We start from the raw sequence: 19,319 nt of genomic DNA, 5'->3' as shown, positions 1-19,319 counted from the left end.
TACTTAAATGGCTTAATTGGTAGACCTCGAAAAACTGCACAAGTATAAATACTTATCGCAAAAGTGACATGCTCCCGCAGTGCCGTGTCCCTACCGCGATTAATTGTAGGGACACGGCAGTGCCGTGTCCTTACAAATATATAGCCGTGTTCTTACAAATATATAGAATTTAGCTGGGATTATTCAAAGATTTTTGCACGGCTTCCAACCACTCTCTGACTGTTTGATTTTCGGATTTTGGGTCGTAGTAACACCCTAATTCATCCAGGATGAATGCTTCTAAATCGGCAGGGGCGGTCGGCATTTTTAGCAGTTTGCCGAGTTCTTGCGATGCAGCTTCAATACTTTCGGGAGGTTCGCTATTGCGGTAATCTTCAACTACATCACTCGGAGTTTCAGCTTCTAGCGGCCAGTCTTGGTGAAAGTAGGAACTGAAAAATTGGGTTAAATGAGGAAATTGATTTATCATTCGGGATAGGCTGTGAGAATAAAGTATCCGGGAGGTAATTTGGCGCTGCGCTGGAGGACAATTTTCAGGCGAGATGCTGAAGTTGTTTTGGATGCGCGGCGACGCAGAGTAATGCCAATTATTCTGTTGGCGTTGTAGTCGATCGTATAACGATTGTCTCGACTTTTCACCCAGGAGTCGATCGCATTTTGATTTCTGTTCATTGCTTCCCCAATAGCCGCTTCGGCGACGGAACGGTCAGTAAAAGAAGATGCGGCAGAAATTCTCGTTTCGCTTGCGAGTCGCTGTGCTAGTTGTGCTTCTGTTTTGCCAACGTGTCTCTCTAAAGTGTGTCCTCCTGCTGCTTCGTGAAAGTCTAATCCGCCGCCCGGTATGTTGGGTACAAAAGCTACGGTGGTTTGTGGTATGGTTGAGATTTCCGGTGCAACAACCGTGGCGTAAACACCCGGTATTGCCGATTGGAATAATATAATTATTGAGGCGATCGCGCACAGGATACTTAAAAACTGTTTTAGGCGATCGAGTTGATTTTTCATTGCTGTTGAATCTTTTTCTTATATTTAGTATATGTGTTTGCTATTTTTTTGTCTATTTCCTAATCTACTATTAGTAAGTTATAAGTTACGCGCGGCATTTAAATATACGGTGCGCCGTGCATACCCTAAGATTATTCATAAATACACGGTGCGCACTGCACACCTACGATTATTTATCATAATTCGTGATTTCTGCGGTTTACAAAGGTTCACTCACTATGAGAAAAAATTAATAATTCTTTGAACAAATGACTAATGATTGATGATACATTAATTGATTATCTTTAAAAATTTGAAAAAATGCAAGTAGTTATCCTAGCCGGCGGTCTCGGTACTCGTCTCAGAGAAGAAACAGAATTTCGCCCCAAACCTTTAGTTGATGTTGGCGGGCATCCGATTCTTTGGCACATCATGAAAACTTATGCCCACTACGGCTTCCAAAACTTTATTGTGTGCTTGGGCTATCGCGGCAACATGATTAAAGAATATTTCCTCAATTATGAAGCCATGAATAATGACTTTACTATCTGTCTGGGACGCAAAAATAACATTACTTATCACGAGGAACATCGCGAACAAGATTTTAATGTGACCCTGGCTGAAACTGGCGCGGCAAGCCTGACGGGAGGGCGGGTAAAACGGATCGAAAAATATATCGATCGCGAGAATTTCATGGTGACATACGGCGATGGAGTAGCTGATGTCGATATTGAGGCACTTGTGGATTTCCACAAGTCTCACGGTAAGCTGGCAACTGTCACCACATTCCGTCCGATTTCTCGCTTTGGGATTTTGGATGTAGACAGCGATAGCCGCGTAGTACAATTTACTGAGAAACCTCAAATCGACGGCTGGATAAGTGTTGGATATATGGTATTTAACCGCCGGGTGTTTGAGTATTTGGGGGGAGATGATTGTATTTTAGAACAGGAGCCGATGCAGCGTTTGGCAGCAGAGGGACAGTTGATGGCTTACCGTCACGATGGCTTCTTTTTTGCGATGGATACTTATCGAGAATACAAGTATTTAAACGAACTTTGGGAGGAAGGGAAGGCTCCTTGGAAAGTGTGGGAATAAGTTAATTGTTGCATTCTCAACAAGCCTTTTATGAACGGGCAAGATGCCCGTTCCACAATAGATAGAATTTATTTGTTGTGGAACAGGCATCTTGCCTGTTCTTGATAAGGGTGCACAATGTGAGGAAATAAGTAGGGACACGGCAGTGCCGTGTCCCTACCTCTGCTATAAAATAATTATAAAAAATGGATTTTCAAGATATTATCAACAGCACGGAAACTTACCTGCAAGAGTGCGTTGCACCCCGCGCGGAAATTATCGACAGCGACTCGGAAGCGCTGAAAATAGCAGTTGCGGGATTGGAAGATCGATCGCTCTTAGCATTGCGAGTTCCCCAAAAATGGGGCGGCGCCGAAATTTCACCGGAGATTTTTTACCAATATCAGGAATTGACGGCTCGATATTCCGGCGCTTTGTCTTTCCTGCAAACTCAGCACCACAGCGCAACTTCCATGCTTGCCAACAGCGACAATGAAATGCTAAAAAGCAGATACTTGCGGGCGATCGCCCAAAAAGAGTTACGCTTGGGTATTGGGTTTTCGCATTTAAGGCGATCGGGCAATCCTGCCGTCACCGCCACTCCCGCAAAAGAGGGCTATTTATTGTCAGGAAAAGTTCCTTGGATAACAGGTTTTAGCTTGTTTCAAAAGTTTATTGTAGCAGCGGTACTTCCCGACGATCGCGCTGTTTTCGGTTTGCTACCTTTTGTCAATATTGAACGCGAATATGGTAAAATAACATTCAGCGAAATTATGCAATTAATCGCCATGAACTCGACTAATACTGTGACAGCAACTCTGGATAATTGGTGGCTGCATGAATCAGAAATAATTTCGGTTAAACCTGTCGGCTGGATTTCGGAAAACGACAGCAAAAATATACTGAATTCTGTTCCGGGTACTTTTGGCTGTATTCGAGCGGGATTGGATGTAATTGCAGCAGCGGCGGCTGCTAAAAATTCACTTTTTATAGCGGCGGCTTGCCAAAAACTAGAGCAAAAGCTCGATCGGCTAAAACAGAATTTCGCACAATCTCAACACTGCTCGAAAGCAGAACAATTAGCACTGCGAGCTCAAGCCATTGATTTAGCAGTGCGTTGCGGGCACGCTGCGGTTGCAGTTTCTAGCGGTGCTGCTAACGGTACGCTGCACCCGGCCGGGAGAGTTTATCGAGAAGCTTTGGTGTATACTGTTTCCGGGCAAACAAAGGATGTGATGGAAGCAACGCTCGATCGACTAATCGAATTTTAGATTTTAGATTTTAGATTTTAGATTGAAATCGCAGAAGTCAAAAAATCAACTGTCTTTAATAAATAATAGATATATTTTACCTGATGACAGACAACTTCAACTCAAACAATCTAAAAACGATCGCCTACAGCCACATTATAGACTTAACCCATTCAATTCACCCAAATATTCCCATCTGGCCGGGCGATCCAGCGACAGAATTTGAAACCGTATCTCAAATAGAAAAAAACGGCTATTTCCTGCGAAAATTTTCTATGGGAGAACACAGCGGCACTCACATCAACGCACCCAACAGCTTTTATGCAGGAGGCGCCAGCATTGATAGTTATTCGCCGCAGTCGCTAGTTTCCCCCGCAATTGCGATCGACATCCGCGATCAAAGTTTTGCCAATCCCGACTACACTTTAACAATTGATGATGTATTGACTTGGGAACGGCAGCATAAACTTATAGAACCGGGAAATCTAGTTTTATTGTATACTGGCTGGCACGAAAAATGGGATGAGGAGCGAGCATTTTTTAATCGTGACGATCGCGGAATTTGCCACTTTCCCGGATTTGGCAAAGCAGCAACTCAATTTTTGCTAGAAGAACGCTCGATAGCCGGAATTGGAACCGACACTCACGGAGTGGATACCGGGCGAGATGAAAGCTTTGCAGTTAACAAACTAATATTGGAAAAGCAGCGAATAGTGCTGGAAAATCTTGCCAATCTCGACTTGTTACCTGCGGCTGACATCACTTTAGTTATCGGAATATTGCGTCTTTTGGGAGGTTCCGGCTCGCCCGTATCGGTGTTAGCTTTTGTTGCTTGATGCGGTAAAACTTACATCTTGTACCATTCTCAAGAACGGGCAAGATGCCTGTTCCACAAAGAGTGAATTTTCTTGTGGAACGGGCATCTTGCCTGTTCCTAAACAGGTAATTGAGAATGGTGCAATATCTCAGGTAAAATTGGATTGAGAGAAGTCGAGTAAAAACAATAAGATTAATGACAGAACTGCCCAAGGATCTCAACGAGGCGATCGCCCAATCCCGCATTGCAACCGCCGCCGCCCTCTCGGATGGCAAAACTCTACTGCAAGTCGAATTAATATTTCCAGAAATCGCCCTGCAAGCACAGTCTATTACCCAACAATTCCTCCCAGAATTTGAGGAAATCTACCCCGGAGTCAAAGTCTTTTTTCCCGACACCGGTGCGGCCGCCCTCGCGCGCCGCGACTGGGGAGAAACACCGTTTAAAGTCACTGATTTGGGCAGCAGTCGCACCCCTGTTGAAGACAAAATAGCACCGGAAGATCAACTGTTCCTCCTGATCAATCCAGCAGCCGTAGAAGTGGCCCAAGTCGAAAAACTTTACATAGCTGCGGCGGGTCGTCCAGTAATTCTACTCAACCCGCGCCTCGAAGATGTTGCCACCATAGGTATAGGCTATGCGGGCCGCCAACTGCGCGATCGATTCCTCAGCAAAATCGAATCCTGCTACTACATCAGACCCCTAGACACTGCGGCTTTATTCCGCTGCTACCCCCAATCCTGGCAAGTGTGGCTGGAAACAAACGACAAATACGAACTAATTTCTGAAACTGCCCAAAAACCAGTTGGAGATGATTTAGAGCGGATTTTAGCCGCTTCTCTCCCAAGCGCCGATCCCGACTCCACCGCACCTGCAAAACCGCTAAAAAAGAAAGGTTTTCTGGCAGAGCTCCAGACATTCCTCAAAGCTTTGACTCAGTAACAGGAGTTGCAGAAGCACAATTAACAGCTTGCCAGTTTTGCTATCAGTAGCTACGGAAACAGATACTGGCGAGCTTTACTGAATTTTTATATAAAGCAGTATAATGGGTGACACCCCTCCTCCGCAAAACAAAGGAGGAAATAGCAGCAAAATCAGATGATCTAAGCTAGTAATTGGGGTTTTGAGTCAGGGAAGCGGATAAACACAGTGGAGCACCGACGCATTGTTATCGGGGACGTACACGGGCATTACGACGGATTAATGCTGCTGCTAGAGGCACTTGCCCCCAGCTTGGACGATCGCGTCTATTTTTTGGGAGATTTAATCGATCGCGGCCCCAAAAGCGCTCAGGTATTAGATTTTGTGCAGCACAGCCCCTACCAAACTCTGCTGGGCAACCACGAACAACTGATGCTGGAGGCTTTGTCGGGGGTACCGATGGATATGCGGGCGTGGCAATCTTGGCTGTACAGCGGCGGCGATGCGACAGTAGCGAGCTACAGAGATACAGGGATGATGCCGTACAAACACTTAGATTGGCTGCGATCGCTCCCCACGCACCTGGACTTAGGGGACATCTGGTTAGTCCACGCGGGCGTGCATCCCACAATGCCGATCGATGAACAGTCGATCGAACAACTCTGCTGGATTCGCAAGGAATTTCACACCATGTCGAAACCGTATTTTGCCAATAAATTAATTATCACCGGTCACACGATCACTTTTACCTTTGAGGGCGTGAGGCCCGGCGAATTAGTCAGGGGCCAAGGGTGGTTGGATATTGACACGGGTGCTTATCATCCCAAAAGCGGCTGGCTGACAGGATTTGACCTCAGCTACCGCAGAGTTTATCAAGTAAATGTATTTAACAATCAAGTCCGAATTTTACCCTTTGACGAAGTTGTCAGACAATTGAAGCAGCAGCAGATTGGACTCCCGAAACCTGAGATGAACCCTGTTGTTCAACAGCAGCGTTAAATCAAGTTTTAGTTGTAGGGTGCGTCAGTTTAAGTTGGATCAATTAAATCCAAATTGACCCGATAGCTGACGCACCCTACGAACTAGATTGATTTTTTAACGAACCGCGAAGACGCAAAGATGACGAAGTAATATCAGTCATCCCCAATCTAAAATCTAAAATTGTATGACCTTTTTCTACGAACCCAAAAGCCTGCGGATTTCTAACCTGTAATCCTCATTATTCAAACCTTCACCGCTAGCGAGATCCGGGTCGATCGCCTGCCTCATAGCAGCAATGCGATCGGCAGTAGCCGGGTGAGTGCTCAAAATGCTCGGAGGAGAAGGCTTGTTGAGCAACTTTTTCATAAAATCAACCATCCCAGATTGAGCGTAGCCCGCTCGCCCCATAATTTGCAATCCCAACTGATCCGCTTCATACTCAGCTTGGCGGCTGTGGGGGCGCCGCAAAGCCAGTTCCACCCCAATCTGAACCGCCTGAGATCGATCGAGTCCAGTCGCCGAAGCTACACCAGAAGCGATCGCCATTTGACGCATTTGTTGAATCGCGTGGCGAGCACTAATGTGAGCGATTTCGTGGGCGATCACACTTGCCAATTCTGCCTCATTGTCCGCCGCCGCCATCAAACCTTTATTCACATAAACAAAACCGCCCATTGTCGCAAAAGCATTAATATTGTCGTCATCAATTACTTGAAAAGTATAAGGAATATTCGGGCGAGTGCTTTCCTCGGCCAGTCGCTGACCGATGCGGTTGATATATAGTGTAGTGGCGCGATCGCGGTCAATTTTAAACTCGCTGTTCGCCAACTGCTGATTAATTTGTCGGCCAATTGTCACCTCTTGGCTATCGGACATATTCGACAATTGGATAACTTGAATGCCTCGAAAAATCAGTTCAGGCAAAGAAAATGCTTGAGTCGGTTTCGGGGAAATCACCGAGATACCCGCAGCCACAATCAGCGACAGAAACAGATAAATCCCCCGGCCGCAGGTACGCCGGCAAGTCAACCAAAAACTTTTTAACATGATTGATACGTGGCAGAAGTTACGTAAAATTTTAAGAAAAACTCGAAAAGTCACTAAATAGGCAGACGCAATTTGACGCTGCTTAGTTGCTATTCTAGCTTTTTGCCAATTTTTAACCGCGCCGCCAGCCTCCGGGCGATCGGCCCGCAGGCCAACCAACCGCCGTCAACTACCTTCTCCCTTCTGTCTTAAGTGCCCAAGTCATGCGGATTTTCGGCAGCCATTGTGGTAATATCTTTTAGCTTCAGGACTTACGCATCAATAACCTATGTCATTGTTCGCGCTAGCGGCGCAATCTCCGCATCTGTGTTCGATCGGTTCTGCGTAAGTCTTGAGCTTGCAAACATACTCCTGTCGCTGTCAGTTAACTAAGCGATTTATGAAAATTTTGGATTCTCAAGGCCGGCTGTTCGGCAAACTCAGCATCTTAGACGTAGGTGCAGCTCTAATCGTACTGTTAGTTGCAGTCGGAATCTTTTTCTTCCCCGGCACTTCTGGCGGTTCCGTCGCCCAAGTCGGCAGCAGTGTCAAATCTGTAGAGCTCGATGCAATTGCGATCGGTCTCAAAGGGACAAACGTTCAAGATTTGTTCAAAGCAGGTGATAAAATCAATGTGGTGATCCGCAATCAACCCTCCGGTCAGATTACCATCAAATCTGTCAAAACTATCACCAGAACCCTAGCAGTTCCTCAGCCCAACGGTACTCTGAAAGCTCTCCCCGATCCCAGAGAAGAAGAATCCTTCAGCAAAAATATGATGTTTACCTTAGAGGGAAAAGGTCAACTTACGGAAAATGGCCCGGTTTTAGGGAATACGAAAGTCAAAATTGGCACTACGCTAGAGCTTGAAGGCCAAAAGTACATTTTCAACGCCAGCGTCATCGACGTGCGAGTCAAAGAATAGTCATTAGTCAGTAGTCATTAGTCAGTAGTCAGTAGTCATTAGTCATTGCTAATGGGGAAGGGGGAAGAGGGAATTCATATTCCTTCTTCCTTCTTCCTTCTTCCTTCTTCACCCTTCCGAAAGCACTTTTAAGTATTGCCGAATTAAGCCAATAGTGACAGCCGGAAGTTCTAACTGCGGAGTCAAACCTACGTTTTCCAGAGATTGAAAAACTTTGATTGCTTCGGGGTTGAGGTTGGCCAACCGCTGGCCGATATCGGGGCCGGTAAACTGCGATTTTTCTCCCCAAATAATCGCTGTCGGCGTTGTTAACTGAGTGATGTACAGCGACAAATCAAAGCACAAATCTCCCCGCACAAAAGACAGGGCGGCATATTCTGCATTTGGTTCTAAGGCGGATTCGAGGTAAGCGTCTACAATTTCTTGATAAACGCGGCCCGAATCGGCAAATTGGCGCTGTTCTAGGAAGCTGCGGATGCCGCCTTCTGTGGCGATTCCGGTAATGTAGAGCAGTCGGTCTAAAATCGGCGTGTTGACTAGCTTAGCGAAGAAACTGCTGCCGTAATCTTGTCCGAAGTCCGACAAACCGCTGGGTATTGTCAAAATTAGGGATTTGAAAAGATCGGGACGGGCGATCGCAGCTCGAATCGCGATCGCCCCGGTCAGCGAAGAAGCGATCGCATCTGTCGGACTGTCGCAGGTTTTTTCGATAAATTCAATCAAAGTTGTGATATAATCTTCAACCTGATAATTTCTCGGCGGATGTTCCGATCGCCCCCAACCGATTAAATCAGGTGCTAAAATTCGATATTCTGCCGCAAAAGCCGGATAAACTTTCGACCATTCGTAGGCACTCGACCCGCCCCCAAAACCGTGAAAAAATACCAAATTCGGTTTATTTTCCGAAGTTGAGGTCGGCAACCCGATCCAAGGCATTTTTTCAGCAGTGTAGTAAACCATTCTGCCGAGAGAAGTAACTATCGATCGCTGACCGAAGCCGAGGGGCACAAGCATAAATAAACCTCAATCGCTGTTATATTTTAGATTTTTCTCTGCCGCCCCGTCTCTGTATAAAAAAATTGCGAAGCTGGGGCAGCTTTTGTAAAGATTGAGTAATGATTTAAATCTATTTTAGTACAGGTGAAGCGGGAAACTACGGACAGCAAGTAAGTTTTGCGATTTGGGCCGATCGGCTGTGTAGTTATCCTCACCCTTGCAAACTACCGCCGATCGGAGATAATAGCAAAATGATGGGTAAGACCCCTCAACACGATAGAGTCTGTTCGCCAACCCGCAAAGCAGGCGCTCGGAAAGCAGGAGTATTATATCTGGCTTTCAGACAGGTGGCTGGTTTGCCGACGCTTGCCGACGATCGCGAATAAATTAATCGCGAGATTTTGCGGAACAGTGGGTTTTGAGGTCGAAAGTCTTTGTTGGAGGGCGGGCGATCGGTTTTCGGCTCGTAATTGCAGCCAGAGGCAATTTCCCTGGCATCGCCGTTATAAATTCCAAAACACAAGAAATAACTCATCTCAGGGAGATCTACTAAAAATGCAACTGCTCAGGAAACGGGATCGCGAGGGTTTTATGGTTGACGCAAAAAGTCTTCAATCCAACGGGTTTGCAGAATTTGATACTGCCTGTCGAAGCATGGATTTAAACGGCAAAAAGTCTTTAGTCGCCATTCCAGAACGCTCGGACTCCGGGTTAGAGGTGCCATCGCGCGCCACCGTACCAGCGATCGTCCGCCTAGCTTTAGAAGACTTAAAATGCTTTGAAGTAGTACAACACCAGTTTGCGCATTGGGGGATGACTTTTTTCAATGCCGTCGCCATCCAACCTTCAAACCCAGCATTTGTCACGGATTCTGGGGCAACAGTGTTAATGGGGGCCCCAAAAAGCGGACTGATAGAAGTAACTTTCAAGCATCCAGTTCGCAGCGTGTCAGGACTCGTCACCAGTTCGCGGCGAACTGTTTTATCTGCTTGCGACATCGACGGGAACCCAATTGTTCAGGATGAAATGCCGACGCCCAATCTGGCAGGGTCTAATTCTCCGATCGCCCCTAGCGCTCCCCTGCGCGTAAAAGCTCCGAATATTCATCGAATTACTTTTTACGCTTTTGACGGTCAGCTAGTAGTCGATAACTTGATTTTTGGATTTTAAAGCCCGGCCATAAGTAGCGTCCCAAGTCTCCAAACCTTCAAGAAGGGCATTGCGGACTAAAGCTTCGGGTTCCCGACTCAGCATCAGGCGAAAGCACTCGGCAGCGCGGGAACGGGCGATCAAACTTTTGACGGAACTCACAGGGCCAAACTCACCCTTATTCACCAAATCGGTCATTTGCCGCACTGCAATCAAACGCTTCACGGGGTCAGCATCAGTCAAATCCGCCAGAATGCGATCGAGCGTCGCTTCATCTTTTGAGGCCCCCAGACTCAACGCTTGCCGCAGCAACAGCCCTGCAATCGCGATCGTGCCAAAGTTCTGCAAAATCAGGCTCAAAGCCGTCCAGTGGCTGCTTGAGTCGGCCCAAATCGCCAAACTCATGTAAGCGCCCAAGGTAGCCATGCCGCCGGTGCCCACCGCTAAAACGAAGCGGCGGTTCGGGCCATCCCAAAATTGCTCTAGATTCGATCGCAGCAATTGCCAGTCCCGCGACTGCCCTCGGTAAACCACCATCATCGCTGCTATCCCCAGGCCTGTGGAAAACAGTAACTGACTGTTCCACCACGCCCAAACTGCTGCCAGGCTGACAACTGCCAGCCAACCCTTCGATCGAGTCAAACGCTCTAGCAGCCACTTGAGCAAGGCGGTAGAAACCACAGGCGATCGTGCCCGATCGCTCTTGCCATCTACCCTCCGGCGCATTTTTTCGGCAGTCCCAGGGCTTCCCGGCGGGCGATCGCGACTGAGTTCTCTCTCTTTTCGGGCATCGGTCATTTCTAAGGACAATTCGCGATCGGGGAGCGATTCGAGTTGCCAAGTGCGATCGGACACTTTCACTGGCGATCGATTCAGCTTGGTTGTACTTTTTTTAACTTGATTCATACTGAGTTTTTTGAGAAATAACTTTAAGTTATCCAGGCGTTTTTAGCACTGATTTAGATTCTAGATCCACAAGAGTATTATACTTTATGATAACTGAAATTCAAACCCGTGGCGAGTACCCCAACTGCGCCGAATTCCGGTAAATCATTACCAAAAATATAGCAATTGAAGATTGTTGAGAAAAGCACTACAGGTTAACAGCGAATATTTATGAATCACTCTTGAGGCCCAAGGGCGATCGTCCTTGGGCCTCAAGAGCAAAAACCCGAAAAATTTTAAATTTCTGAAATTTGGGGGATTTTGAGTGCGCCAAGAAGTCCGCCAAGAAATGCGCGTCGAAAATTTAGCCTTTGGCGCGCAGACCCGGCCAGGAGGCGGCCCCAAGAGTGTCAGATGAGGCTGGACGGACAGCAGCCTCCCGGCCGGCGCTTGAATCGAGACAGAATTGTTTGATAATCAATAGCAGGATCACTCCTAAACTGCTAAGATTTTTGAATTAATGGAAGCAGCTCAAGTCCGGTAAATTAGCCGTAATTTTGGTAGGGGCGAGTCGCGCCCGATCGGCAATATCAGCCACATATCAGCGTAAACCCGCCCCGGCATCTGGATATTATGGTCGATCGACCGGACTAGATAGCAGGAAGCCCATCATCCGGGTTCAAACCCGTAAAGCAGCAAGGCAAACAACCCACCGCGCGATCCAGTTCGGCAAGTGCGGAGGCTGGAAAAACAGCGGCTTTTGACCAGACTCAGACAGAACTGCGGCCCCAAAGTGTGTCTGCGGAGGTTAGGCTAGTGAAGAGAGGAAAAGAATAGTTACGATCGAGACTTCCAACGTCTAGGTTGTAATTTCTTGCTCAGTTGTCAAACCCAACAGTTTTGCATTCTCGCGATGACCGAGACTCTTGGCACTTCCAACAAGTGGGGAACTCGACCGTCAAAGAGCTTGGGTTTGATGGTAAAGCCCTTACAAGTATGTAAACACCTTACCGATGGCTCGCCGGAACAATCTTGCAGGAAAACCCATATCTAGTATGCAAAATCAATTCACGGTTCACTTCTGGGGCGTTAGAGGTAGCATAGCCTCTCCTGGGGCTGAAACAGTACGTTACGGGGGCAACACGCCCTGTATAGAAATGCGAGTGGGTGACAGCCGCCTAATTTTCGATGGCGGTACTGGATTGCGGGTTTTGGGACAAACTCTCCTGTCGCAGATGCCCGTAGAAGCTCATATATTTTTTACTCACTCTCACTGGGATCACATTCAAGGATTCCCATTTTTTGTCCCAGCTTTTATTAAGGGCAATTGTTTTCACATCTATGGGGCTGTTGCTCCTCCTCCTAATAAGGCTACTATCCAGCAGCGGCTCAACGACCAGATGCTCCACCCCAATTTTCCGGTGCCCCTGCAAATTATGGGGGCAGACCTGAAATTTAACGATATAGAAGTGGGCGAACCGCTGGAAATTGGAGATATTAAGGTGGAAACTGCTTTGTTGAACCATCCGGGGGAAGCTGTAGGCTACCGCGTGAACTGGCGGGGGTATTCGGCTGCTTACGTGACTGATACCGAACATTTGCCCGATCGTTTGGACGAAAATGTGCTGTATTTGGCTCGGGATGCTGAGGTACTGATCTACGACGCTACTTATACGGATGAGGAGTATTATGCGGAGAAGACCAGCAAGGTCGGCTGGGGACATTCGACTTGGCAGGAAGCGGTGAAGGTGGCAAAGGCTGCTAATGTCAAAAAGTTGGTGATTTTTCACCACGACCCGCTGCACAATGACGAGTTTTTAGACAAGGTGGGAGAACAAGTGGCTCAAAGGTTCCCGAACAGTTTGATGGCGCGGGAAGGTTTGTCGTTACAGTTGCTACCTCCTCATAACAACGATGTGTCTGAAGCGTCGGTGGAAGCCCCTAAAGTGTCTGTGTGATGGATTTGAGGTTGCCAGATGGTTCTGAAATCTTGAGGTCGGAAATCTAAAATTTAAGTTAGGCCTGACCTCACTCAAAGACAGACACAAGCCCCCCGGCTTAAGTCGTGGAGAACCAAAAAGTTTAGACTAAAGTTCAAGCTCCCAGATTAATCAGTGGAGTCAAATCTAAAATCTAAAATCTAAAATCTAAAATCTAAAATCGACTGGCGATCGCAATCTGGCTAAGTATGTCAAAATCTTAAGCGTGTGGGTAACTTCTTCTTGTACCGCTGCTCTGACTCCAACTTCTGTTGCCTTGGGAAACTTTGATGGTTTGCACCTAGGGCATCGACAAGTCGTGCAGCCAATTTTAAATCGATCGCCTGGGCCAAATTCTGCGACGGTTTTTGCGTCGGGGCAAAACTTGCGCTTCGTAGCTGGCAGAGATGAAAATTTGGAAAGCGAACATCCGGCGACCTGCGACAACGACTCGGCAGCACCGCCCGATCGAGCCGACAGCCTCCATAATTTCGATGGTTCGATCGGGCAGGCAACGGACTCGGCCCGCATCAGCCTCTCTGGTCGCGATTCTGATGGGGTCGATCGGCTTTACGGCACTGTGGTGACATTCGATCCGCACCCGCAAGAATTTTTTACAGGTCAACCCAAAAAACTGCTGACCCCTCTGGCAGAAAAGGTAGAATTGCTCGAAGCAATGGGCGTCGAGCAATTAGTGCTGCTGCCGTTCGATCGAGAACTGGCGGCTTTGACTGCTTCTGAGTTTGTCGAGGAAATTCTGGTGCGGCAACTGCAAGCGAGTCGAATTAGTGTGGGGGTTGATTTTCGGTTTGGACGGGGACGCGCTGGGACGGCTGTGGATTTGCAGTCGATCGCCTCGGGTTACGGTATTGATGTTGCTCTTGTACCCCTGCACAATTGCGGTGAGGGCGATCGGATCAGCAGTTCTGCAATCCGCGAAGGTCTGGCATCCGGCGACCTCAAGAGAGCGAATCAGTTGCTGGGGCGACCTTACAGTTTAGTCGGGACTGTAGTTGGGGGACAGCGGCTGGGCAGGACGATCGGATTTCCTACTGCTAATATCGAACTGCCGCCGGAAAAATTTTTGCCGCGTTTTGGCGTGTACGCGGTGCGAGTCTCGGTAAAACATGGATGGGAAAAGATGAAAGATGAAAGTTCTTCCTATCAGCGGGAAAACCCCAAATCTGTAATCCCCGACACAGCATCAAATTTATCTTTTGTCAATGGGGTGATGAATGTTGGTTGCCGCCCGACGGTAGACGGCCAGCAACCCACTGTGGAAGTTCATTTGTTAGATTGGTCTGGGGATTTGTACGGTCAAACCTTGAGCGCGAGTTTGGTAGAGTTTTTGCGGCCCGAACAAAAATTCGCTTCTCTGGATGCTCTCAAAACTCAAATTCAGGCAGATTGCGATATTGCTAGAAGCATATTAGCTGCTAAAGTCTAATAATTATGCGATCTAGAACGGGCGATCGGTTTTAAAAATGGTGCAAGATGAGTCAGACTAAATTCTAGTTGGACAAATCGGAAGTCCGCAAGGCAAAGACTCAAGATTTGGCAATCTTGATATCTTTTCGACAACTAGCAATTAACAATTAGAAATCAGGGATATGAGAGAACATATTGAGCGGCTCAAACAAAATCTAGGCAAGACTATTGTCGGCAAAGCGGATGCTATTCGCTTGGTGCTGGTAGCTGTGCTTTCGGGCGGGCACGCGCTGCTGGAAGACGTGCCGGGTGTGGGAAAAACTCTGCTGGCGAAGTCTTTGGCGCGATCGATCGCTGGCAAGTTTCAGCGGATTCAGTGCACTCCCGATTTGTTACCGACGGATATCACCGGTACTAATATTTGGAATCCTAGCAGCGGGAAGTTTGAGTTTTTGCCCGGCCCAGTTTTTGCTAATGTTTTGCTTGCCGATGAAATTAATCGGGCGACGCCGCGAACTCAGTCGGCTTTGCTGGAAGTGATGGAAGAAAAGCAGGTGACAGTAGATGGAGTTTCTCGAAATGTTCCGGCGCCGTTTTTTGTGATTGCGACTCAGAACCCGATCGAATATCAAGGTACTTTTCCGCTGCCGGAAGCGCAGATGGATCGGTTTACTTTGTCTTTGACTTTGGGCTATCCCGCTGCGTTGGAAGAGTTGCAAATGTTGGAACGGCTTTCTGATAGTTTTGCTGTTGAAGATTTGCAGCCTTGTATTTCTTTGGAAGAAGTGCAGGAATTGCGCCGTTTGTGCGCGGGTGTGAAGGTGGAAGGCTCTTTGAAACAGTATATTGTAGATTTGGTGCGATCGACGCGGGAGGATGAGGAGATTACTCTGGGGGCGAGTCCCCGGGGTGCAGTGGCTTTGCACCGGGCGTCCCAGGCTTTGGCATTTATTTCGGGGCGGGATTTTGCTACCCCGGATGATGTGAAGGATTTGGCGCCGCACGTACTTTCTCACCGGTTGATTCCGGCGGGGGGAAGGAGGGCTAAGACGATTGTCGATCGATTGTTGCGGTCTGTTCCTATTCCTTAAAAAGCATTGAGATTAATATTATCCACAGTCAGGACACGGCAATGCCGTGTCCCTACAATTAATCGGGCGATGGTGACATTTTAGGGGATATCGTGATTATTTTGGGGTAGGGAAACGGCACTGCCGTGTCCTCAGTTGCTTGTTTTATAGGGAAAAAAATTGATTTTTTTGAGGTAGGGAAACGGCATTGCCGTATCCTTTTTATATCAAATATTTTGGGTAGGGAAACGGCATTGCCGTATCCTCAATTGCCTTTTTAAATCACTCGATAGAACTTTCAAACAGCGCCACTAATTTTTTAGCTTCTAAAGTGGCATCGTGTTGTTGAGCAACTCTCTCGGCTCCGGCTTTGCCCATTTCTTCTAGCTTTTCTAAAGGTGCTTCCAATACCGCGCGCATCGCTACGGCTAATGCTTCTGCGGAACCGGGAGGAACTAACCAACCGCAAACACCGGGTTCTACGAGCTCCGGGATGCCAGCAACATAGGTGCTAATTACGGGCCGATTGAGAGCGAGGGCTTCCATAATTACGACGGGCAAACCTTCAGCAAAACTAGGCAATACCATTGCCCGCGAAGCTAAAATCTCTTGCTGAACTCGATCGCCGCTGGCCCAGCCGGTAATTTCTATATGGTTTTGCAGCCCGAGTTGCAGTATCTGCTTTTCAATATCCGAGCGCAGCGGCCCGTCTCCTACGAGTACCAACTTAAACTCTAAGCCTTGAACTGCTAGCAAGTTAGCAGCTTCTAGCAATAACAAATGACCTTTTTGTTCGCTGAGCCGGCCAATGCAAGCTAAGCGGGGTGCTGCGGGTATGGGGACATAGGGTGCAGCTAAAAATGCAGCATCTACTCCGCAGTGTATGACGTGAATTTTTGACCAAAAAGTGCGATCGCACCACCGAAAAAGCTGACTTTTACCGAAGGAACTAACTGCTGCTACAAAGGTCGATCGTTTAATTTTTTCGTCTAAGGAAAGAAGTGTCGCTTTATCGAATTCTTCAGGGCCGTGAACGGTGAAACTGTAAGTCGGGCCGCCAAGCACGCGGCACAGCATTGCGACTGTTGTCGAATTTGTCCCGAAGTGAGCGTGAACGTGTGCTGTACCGGATTCTGCAAACCAATTTAAAAGAATGCAAGCTTCTGCTAAATAAGCTAGATGCAGCAAAATCCCCCGTTCCGAGTGCCAGCCCACTTTGAACATTAACCGCACAGCTTCGATGAATCGAATCGGTCTAGTTGCGGCAACGCGCAGCAAAGCCCATGCTAACCCCTGTACACCAACTCCTAAGATTACTTTAGTCAATTCTTGCTCTAGTTTGTCGGCCTCATCAACGAGTTCTGACTCGCACGATCGGATCGAAAAACGTGCGACTTTCATGCCGCAATTTTCGACTGCTAGGACTTCTCTGCGGACAAAGCTGTGGCTGACTTTGGGATATTGGTTGACTAGATAAGCGATGTTCATGAACGGGGATAAAATTTTATGGTAAAGCTTAGATCAGTCTAGCCTTTAATCGATCGAAGTCAAGTGATTTTCTGTAAACGAGCGCTTATTGTTGTCAATCATGACTGCAACTTATCTGAATTGCTCAGTAATTCGCACTGTTGAAATACATAATTTATGGCAGCAAAAAGTTTGTCTAAATCGTCTATTAAATAAGATTTTTGGTTGAGAGTAAAAACATTAGTTTTGAGTTTGCCAAACTGCCATAATTTGCCGTTGGAAACAATGCCGAATACATCTTGTTCGGGTTTGTCATTAAGCCGTTGAGCTGCGATCGCTTCGGCTAAACATTGCGCCCATCCAGCCTCAAAATCATCTTGTTTGGCTTCTATAATTACAAAATAAGGTCGATCGAATACCAATTTACCTAAAGGAGATTTTTGAGCTAAAATATATTCAGGAAATCCGTTAAGATTAGCATCGCAGTTTAAGGCTTGGTGGCTCCACAAAATGAAGTTTTTGCGATATTGCTTCCAAACTTCTTTTAAAATCGGCACAATGATGTATTCACAAATAGCGTATTCTGAGTTGTTGACGACATTATCTTGCCTGACAATTTCTAAATCTTCTCGAAAGTAGTCAGGAATATTAAATGCAGTTTCAACAATAAAATTTGCTTCAATATAAGTGATTGTAAATTCTTTGAGAACGGCAGCGATCGTTTTATAAGCACTGAAAGGCATATCGAGATCCCCAACAAATGTTTCAGCTTAATTATAGCGGGCTAAATTAAAGCCACCTACTTGGTCAGGTGGCTGGGAAAAAATGCAAGATTACGAATTGGCTAAGCAAAGTTGTTGCCGAAGTTCTGGGGGAATCGCTTCAAAATGCTCTAACAGAAAATTCATCAAGGCGAGGTGACGCAAGTCGTGCAGTTGGGGATGGCGGTGCCTGCCTCCCCTGGTAAACCAGCGACGCACAGTAGAAAGCGATCGACAGCAAATGAGAGCTAGAGCTTCTTGCGGGACATCCCATTGTGCGTAGAATTGCTGCGGAGTCATCGCCAGTTGACAGTCAGCGTAAAGCTGAATGATTCGTTTTTCTCGATCCGTAATCGGGCGAGGGGTGAAAGAATGGTGTATCATAGAGGTGATTTTTTAATTTTGAATCGGCCAGTGCCACATTTGCGGCGCTGGCTTTTGTTTTTGGGGGCTTTGTTTTTTGGCGTGATCGCACTTGACAATCGCCTAGCTAAGCCTTAATCTAACAATATACAACTTAAAATTGTAAAATGTCAACAACTTAATCTGTGTTTTTAGATTCTGCCCTAAAGCTGAAACCAGCTACTTCGGAGACTAAATTCAGATGTTTTAGCGTGGAACGAGCTGGTGACTGTCCGTTCTCCCATTTACTTACAGTCCTCTGGTCAACCCCCAACCGTTCTGCAAATTCTGCTTGTGTCAACCCCATGTGGAGACGCAATGCGTTGATGAGTTCGCCATTCCACTGCACCCGATCGCCCGCCTGCTGAACCTGAATTTTCTGGATTAACTTGCGAAATGTTACCCGTTGTGCGTCGAAATCGACTGTTTCCACCCGATATCCTGCCTCCATCCAAGCGGTAGCTTGCAGAGCGCCCTTTTTGCGGTTGCTCCACCAAGCTTGTTGAGTGCGTGCGGAAGGGGGAAGTGCGTCGTTTAGCAATGCCTCTATTTCGGCGAAGTTGAGGGTCACTTCGTCGAGATGGCGATTTTCGCGCAGATAATCTAAGAGCGACTGGTACTTGCTGCCCTCCTTCATGCGGTGTTTTGTGAGGTTTTCAGATATAGAATGCCACAAATCGGGGGATGACGGGGAGCGGATGGGAGTGGGGAGTGCGATCGGCAATTATTTATTTACCCAGACACTTCCATTGTGTCGGTTGCGTAATACTTGGAATTTTTATCAATATAAAACACAAAAAATGGCGATCGCCCTTGACTGAATGGAGGATTGGGAAAGGGCGATCGCGCGTTTAAAAAAGTGTGGGAAGCAATTAGGTCGATCAATTAAAGTCCCCTTGCGGGGAAGAGGTGAAAACTGAATCAACTGTTCAATCACCATACTAGAGGCGTGTTTCCATCCCCTTACGGGGTAAGTTGAAAGACTTGTTGAAGTCTTTGGAAAATTTTCACTCTCCAGTCTTCTAAAGAATAGCTGTCATTTTGATAAAAGTCAAGCCCTTCTCTGCAAAAAAGAGCCGGATGATTATAATCTCCCGAACTCTTTTTTGTGGTCGATACTATTGACTGTAGTTTAGACTAACCAAAGATGAGAACGGTGGCAAAAGAAGAACTAGAGCCACCGCGCTGGGAGAGAATGAGG

Annotated in this window: 21 protein-coding genes; 12 read left to right on the top strand and 9 right to left on the bottom strand. The window is 47.1% G+C overall.

The window, feature by feature from the left end; all coding sequences use genetic code 11:
* Window positions 1–169: 169 nt before the first annotated feature.
* Window positions 170–469: a contact-dependent growth inhibition system immunity protein gene (locus tag QUA02_RS30020; RefSeq protein WP_333033211.1), complete on the bottom strand. Its 300-nt coding sequence runs from the start codon at window positions 467–469 to the stop codon at window positions 170–172.
* The gene (locus QUA02_RS30015; RefSeq protein ID WP_333033210.1) at window positions 466–1,005 is read right to left on the bottom strand and encodes an RNase A-like domain-containing protein; all 540 of its coding nucleotides are present in this window, start codon (window positions 1,003–1,005) and stop codon (window positions 466–468) included. Before QUA02_RS30015 ends, QUA02_RS30020 begins: the two co-directional genes overlap by 4 nt.
* A gap of 300 nt (window positions 1,006–1,305) precedes the next feature.
* On the opposite strand from QUA02_RS30015, the gene rfbF reads away from it, so the two are divergent.
* The 5 genes from rfbF to QUA02_RS29990 all read left to right on the top strand — a co-directional run bounded on the left by rfbF (window position 1,306) and on the right by QUA02_RS29990 (window position 6,048).
* Complete coding sequence (rfbF, locus tag QUA02_RS30010) at window positions 1,306–2,082, top strand: glucose-1-phosphate cytidylyltransferase (protein WP_333033209.1); 777 nt, start codon at window positions 1,306–1,308, stop codon at window positions 2,080–2,082.
* Between the two features lie 185 nt (window positions 2,083–2,267).
* Entirely contained in the window at window positions 2,268–3,332 is a 1,065-nt protein-coding gene (locus QUA02_RS30005) for an acyl-CoA dehydrogenase family protein (protein ID WP_333033208.1), read from the top strand.
* An 83-nt stretch (window positions 3,333–3,415) separates the two neighbouring features.
* Window positions 3,416–4,147: a cyclase family protein gene (locus QUA02_RS30000; protein WP_333033207.1), complete on the top strand. Its 732-nt coding sequence runs from the start codon at window positions 3,416–3,418 to the stop codon at window positions 4,145–4,147.
* 176 nt (window positions 4,148–4,323) lie between these two features.
* Window positions 4,324–5,070, top strand: coding sequence for a DUF1995 family protein (locus QUA02_RS29995; RefSeq protein ID WP_333033206.1), 747 nt, complete (start codon window positions 4,324–4,326; stop codon window positions 5,068–5,070).
* Window positions 5,071–5,277: 207 nt separating this feature from the next.
* Window positions 5,278–6,048, top strand: a complete 771-nt coding sequence (locus QUA02_RS29990; protein WP_333033205.1) for a metallophosphoesterase family protein — start codon at window positions 5,278–5,280, stop codon at window positions 6,046–6,048.
* A gap of 177 nt (window positions 6,049–6,225) precedes the next feature.
* On the opposite strand, the gene QUA02_RS29985 is transcribed toward QUA02_RS29990, so the two are convergent.
* On the bottom strand, window positions 6,226–7,077 hold the full coding sequence (locus QUA02_RS29985) for a M48 family metallopeptidase (RefSeq protein ID WP_333033213.1): 852 nt from the start codon (window positions 7,075–7,077) through the stop codon (window positions 6,226–6,228).
* Between the two features lie 379 nt (window positions 7,078–7,456).
* Here QUA02_RS29985 and QUA02_RS29980 point away from each other — a divergent pair, with 379 nt between their 5' ends.
* Complete coding sequence (locus QUA02_RS29980) at window positions 7,457–7,981, top strand: DUF4330 domain-containing protein (RefSeq protein ID WP_333033204.1); 525 nt, start codon at window positions 7,457–7,459, stop codon at window positions 7,979–7,981.
* 108 nt (window positions 7,982–8,089) lie between these two features.
* On the opposite strand, the gene QUA02_RS29975 is transcribed toward QUA02_RS29980, so the two are convergent.
* Window positions 8,090–8,995, bottom strand: a complete 906-nt coding sequence (locus QUA02_RS29975) for an alpha/beta fold hydrolase (protein WP_333033203.1) — start codon at window positions 8,993–8,995, stop codon at window positions 8,090–8,092.
* 233 nt (window positions 8,996–9,228) lie between these two features.
* On the opposite strand from QUA02_RS29975, the gene QUA02_RS29970 reads away from it, so the two are divergent.
* Together QUA02_RS29970 and QUA02_RS29965 are read left to right on the top strand one after the other, a co-directional pair.
* The gene (locus QUA02_RS29970; protein WP_333033202.1) at window positions 9,229–9,363 is read left to right on the top strand and encodes a hypothetical protein; all 135 of its coding nucleotides are present in this window, start codon (window positions 9,229–9,231) and stop codon (window positions 9,361–9,363) included.
* A 169-nt stretch (window positions 9,364–9,532) separates the two neighbouring features.
* Complete coding sequence (locus tag QUA02_RS29965) at window positions 9,533–10,147, top strand: hypothetical protein (protein WP_333033201.1); 615 nt, start codon at window positions 9,533–9,535, stop codon at window positions 10,145–10,147.
* Here QUA02_RS29965 and QUA02_RS29960 read toward each other — a convergent pair.
* Window positions 10,115–11,032, bottom strand: coding sequence for a hypothetical protein (locus tag QUA02_RS29960; RefSeq protein WP_333033200.1), 918 nt, complete (start codon window positions 11,030–11,032; stop codon window positions 10,115–10,117). The two genes, QUA02_RS29965 and QUA02_RS29960, sit on opposite strands and share 33 nt — an antisense overlap.
* Window positions 11,033–12,057: 1,025 nt before the next feature.
* On the opposite strand from QUA02_RS29960, the gene QUA02_RS29955 reads away from it, so the two are divergent.
* The 3 genes from QUA02_RS29955 (at window position 12,058) to QUA02_RS29945 (ending at window position 15,509) form a co-directional block, all read left to right on the top strand.
* Window positions 12,058–12,969: an MBL fold metallo-hydrolase gene (locus QUA02_RS29955; RefSeq protein WP_333033212.1), complete on the top strand. Its 912-nt coding sequence runs from the start codon at window positions 12,058–12,060 to the stop codon at window positions 12,967–12,969.
* A gap of 247 nt (window positions 12,970–13,216) precedes the next feature.
* Complete coding sequence (locus QUA02_RS29950) at window positions 13,217–14,437, top strand: bifunctional riboflavin kinase/FAD synthetase (RefSeq protein ID WP_333033199.1); 1,221 nt, start codon at window positions 13,217–13,219, stop codon at window positions 14,435–14,437.
* Window positions 14,438–14,600: 163 nt separating this feature from the next.
* Complete coding sequence (locus QUA02_RS29945; RefSeq protein ID WP_333033198.1) at window positions 14,601–15,509, top strand: AAA family ATPase; 909 nt, start codon at window positions 14,601–14,603, stop codon at window positions 15,507–15,509.
* A 261-nt stretch (window positions 15,510–15,770) separates the two neighbouring features.
* Here QUA02_RS29945 and QUA02_RS29940 read toward each other — a convergent pair whose 3' ends face one another.
* The 4 genes from QUA02_RS29940 to QUA02_RS29925 form a co-directional block, all read right to left on the bottom strand.
* Complete coding sequence (locus QUA02_RS29940; RefSeq protein ID WP_333033197.1) at window positions 15,771–16,976, bottom strand: glycosyltransferase; 1,206 nt, start codon at window positions 16,974–16,976, stop codon at window positions 15,771–15,773.
* Between the two features lie 98 nt (window positions 16,977–17,074).
* Complete coding sequence (locus QUA02_RS29935; RefSeq protein WP_333033196.1) at window positions 17,075–17,698, bottom strand: hypothetical protein; 624 nt, start codon at window positions 17,696–17,698, stop codon at window positions 17,075–17,077.
* Between the two features lie 90 nt (window positions 17,699–17,788).
* Window positions 17,789–18,100 (bottom strand): helix-turn-helix domain-containing protein, encoded by a 312-nt coding sequence (locus QUA02_RS29930; protein ID WP_333033195.1) that lies wholly within the window; start codon window positions 18,098–18,100, stop codon window positions 17,789–17,791.
* Window positions 18,101–18,257: 157 nt separating this feature from the next.
* The gene (locus QUA02_RS29925) at window positions 18,258–18,755 is read right to left on the bottom strand and encodes a helix-turn-helix domain-containing protein (protein ID WP_333033194.1); all 498 of its coding nucleotides are present in this window, start codon (window positions 18,753–18,755) and stop codon (window positions 18,258–18,260) included.
* Between the two features lie 10 nt (window positions 18,756–18,765).
* On the opposite strand from QUA02_RS29925, the gene QUA02_RS29920 reads away from it, so the two are divergent.
* Entirely contained in the window at window positions 18,766–18,939 is a 174-nt protein-coding gene (locus QUA02_RS29920) for a hypothetical protein (RefSeq protein ID WP_333033193.1), read from the top strand.
* Window positions 18,940–19,319 lie beyond the last annotated feature (380 nt).

Origin of the sequence: Microcoleus pseudofavosus SVA1_A4 (genome assembly GCF_036700565.1) — a bacterium.
Classification (GTDB): domain Bacteria; phylum Cyanobacteriota; class Cyanobacteriia; order Cyanobacteriales; family Microcoleaceae; genus Microcoleus.
This window is presented reverse-complemented; position numbering and strand designations above follow the sequence as displayed.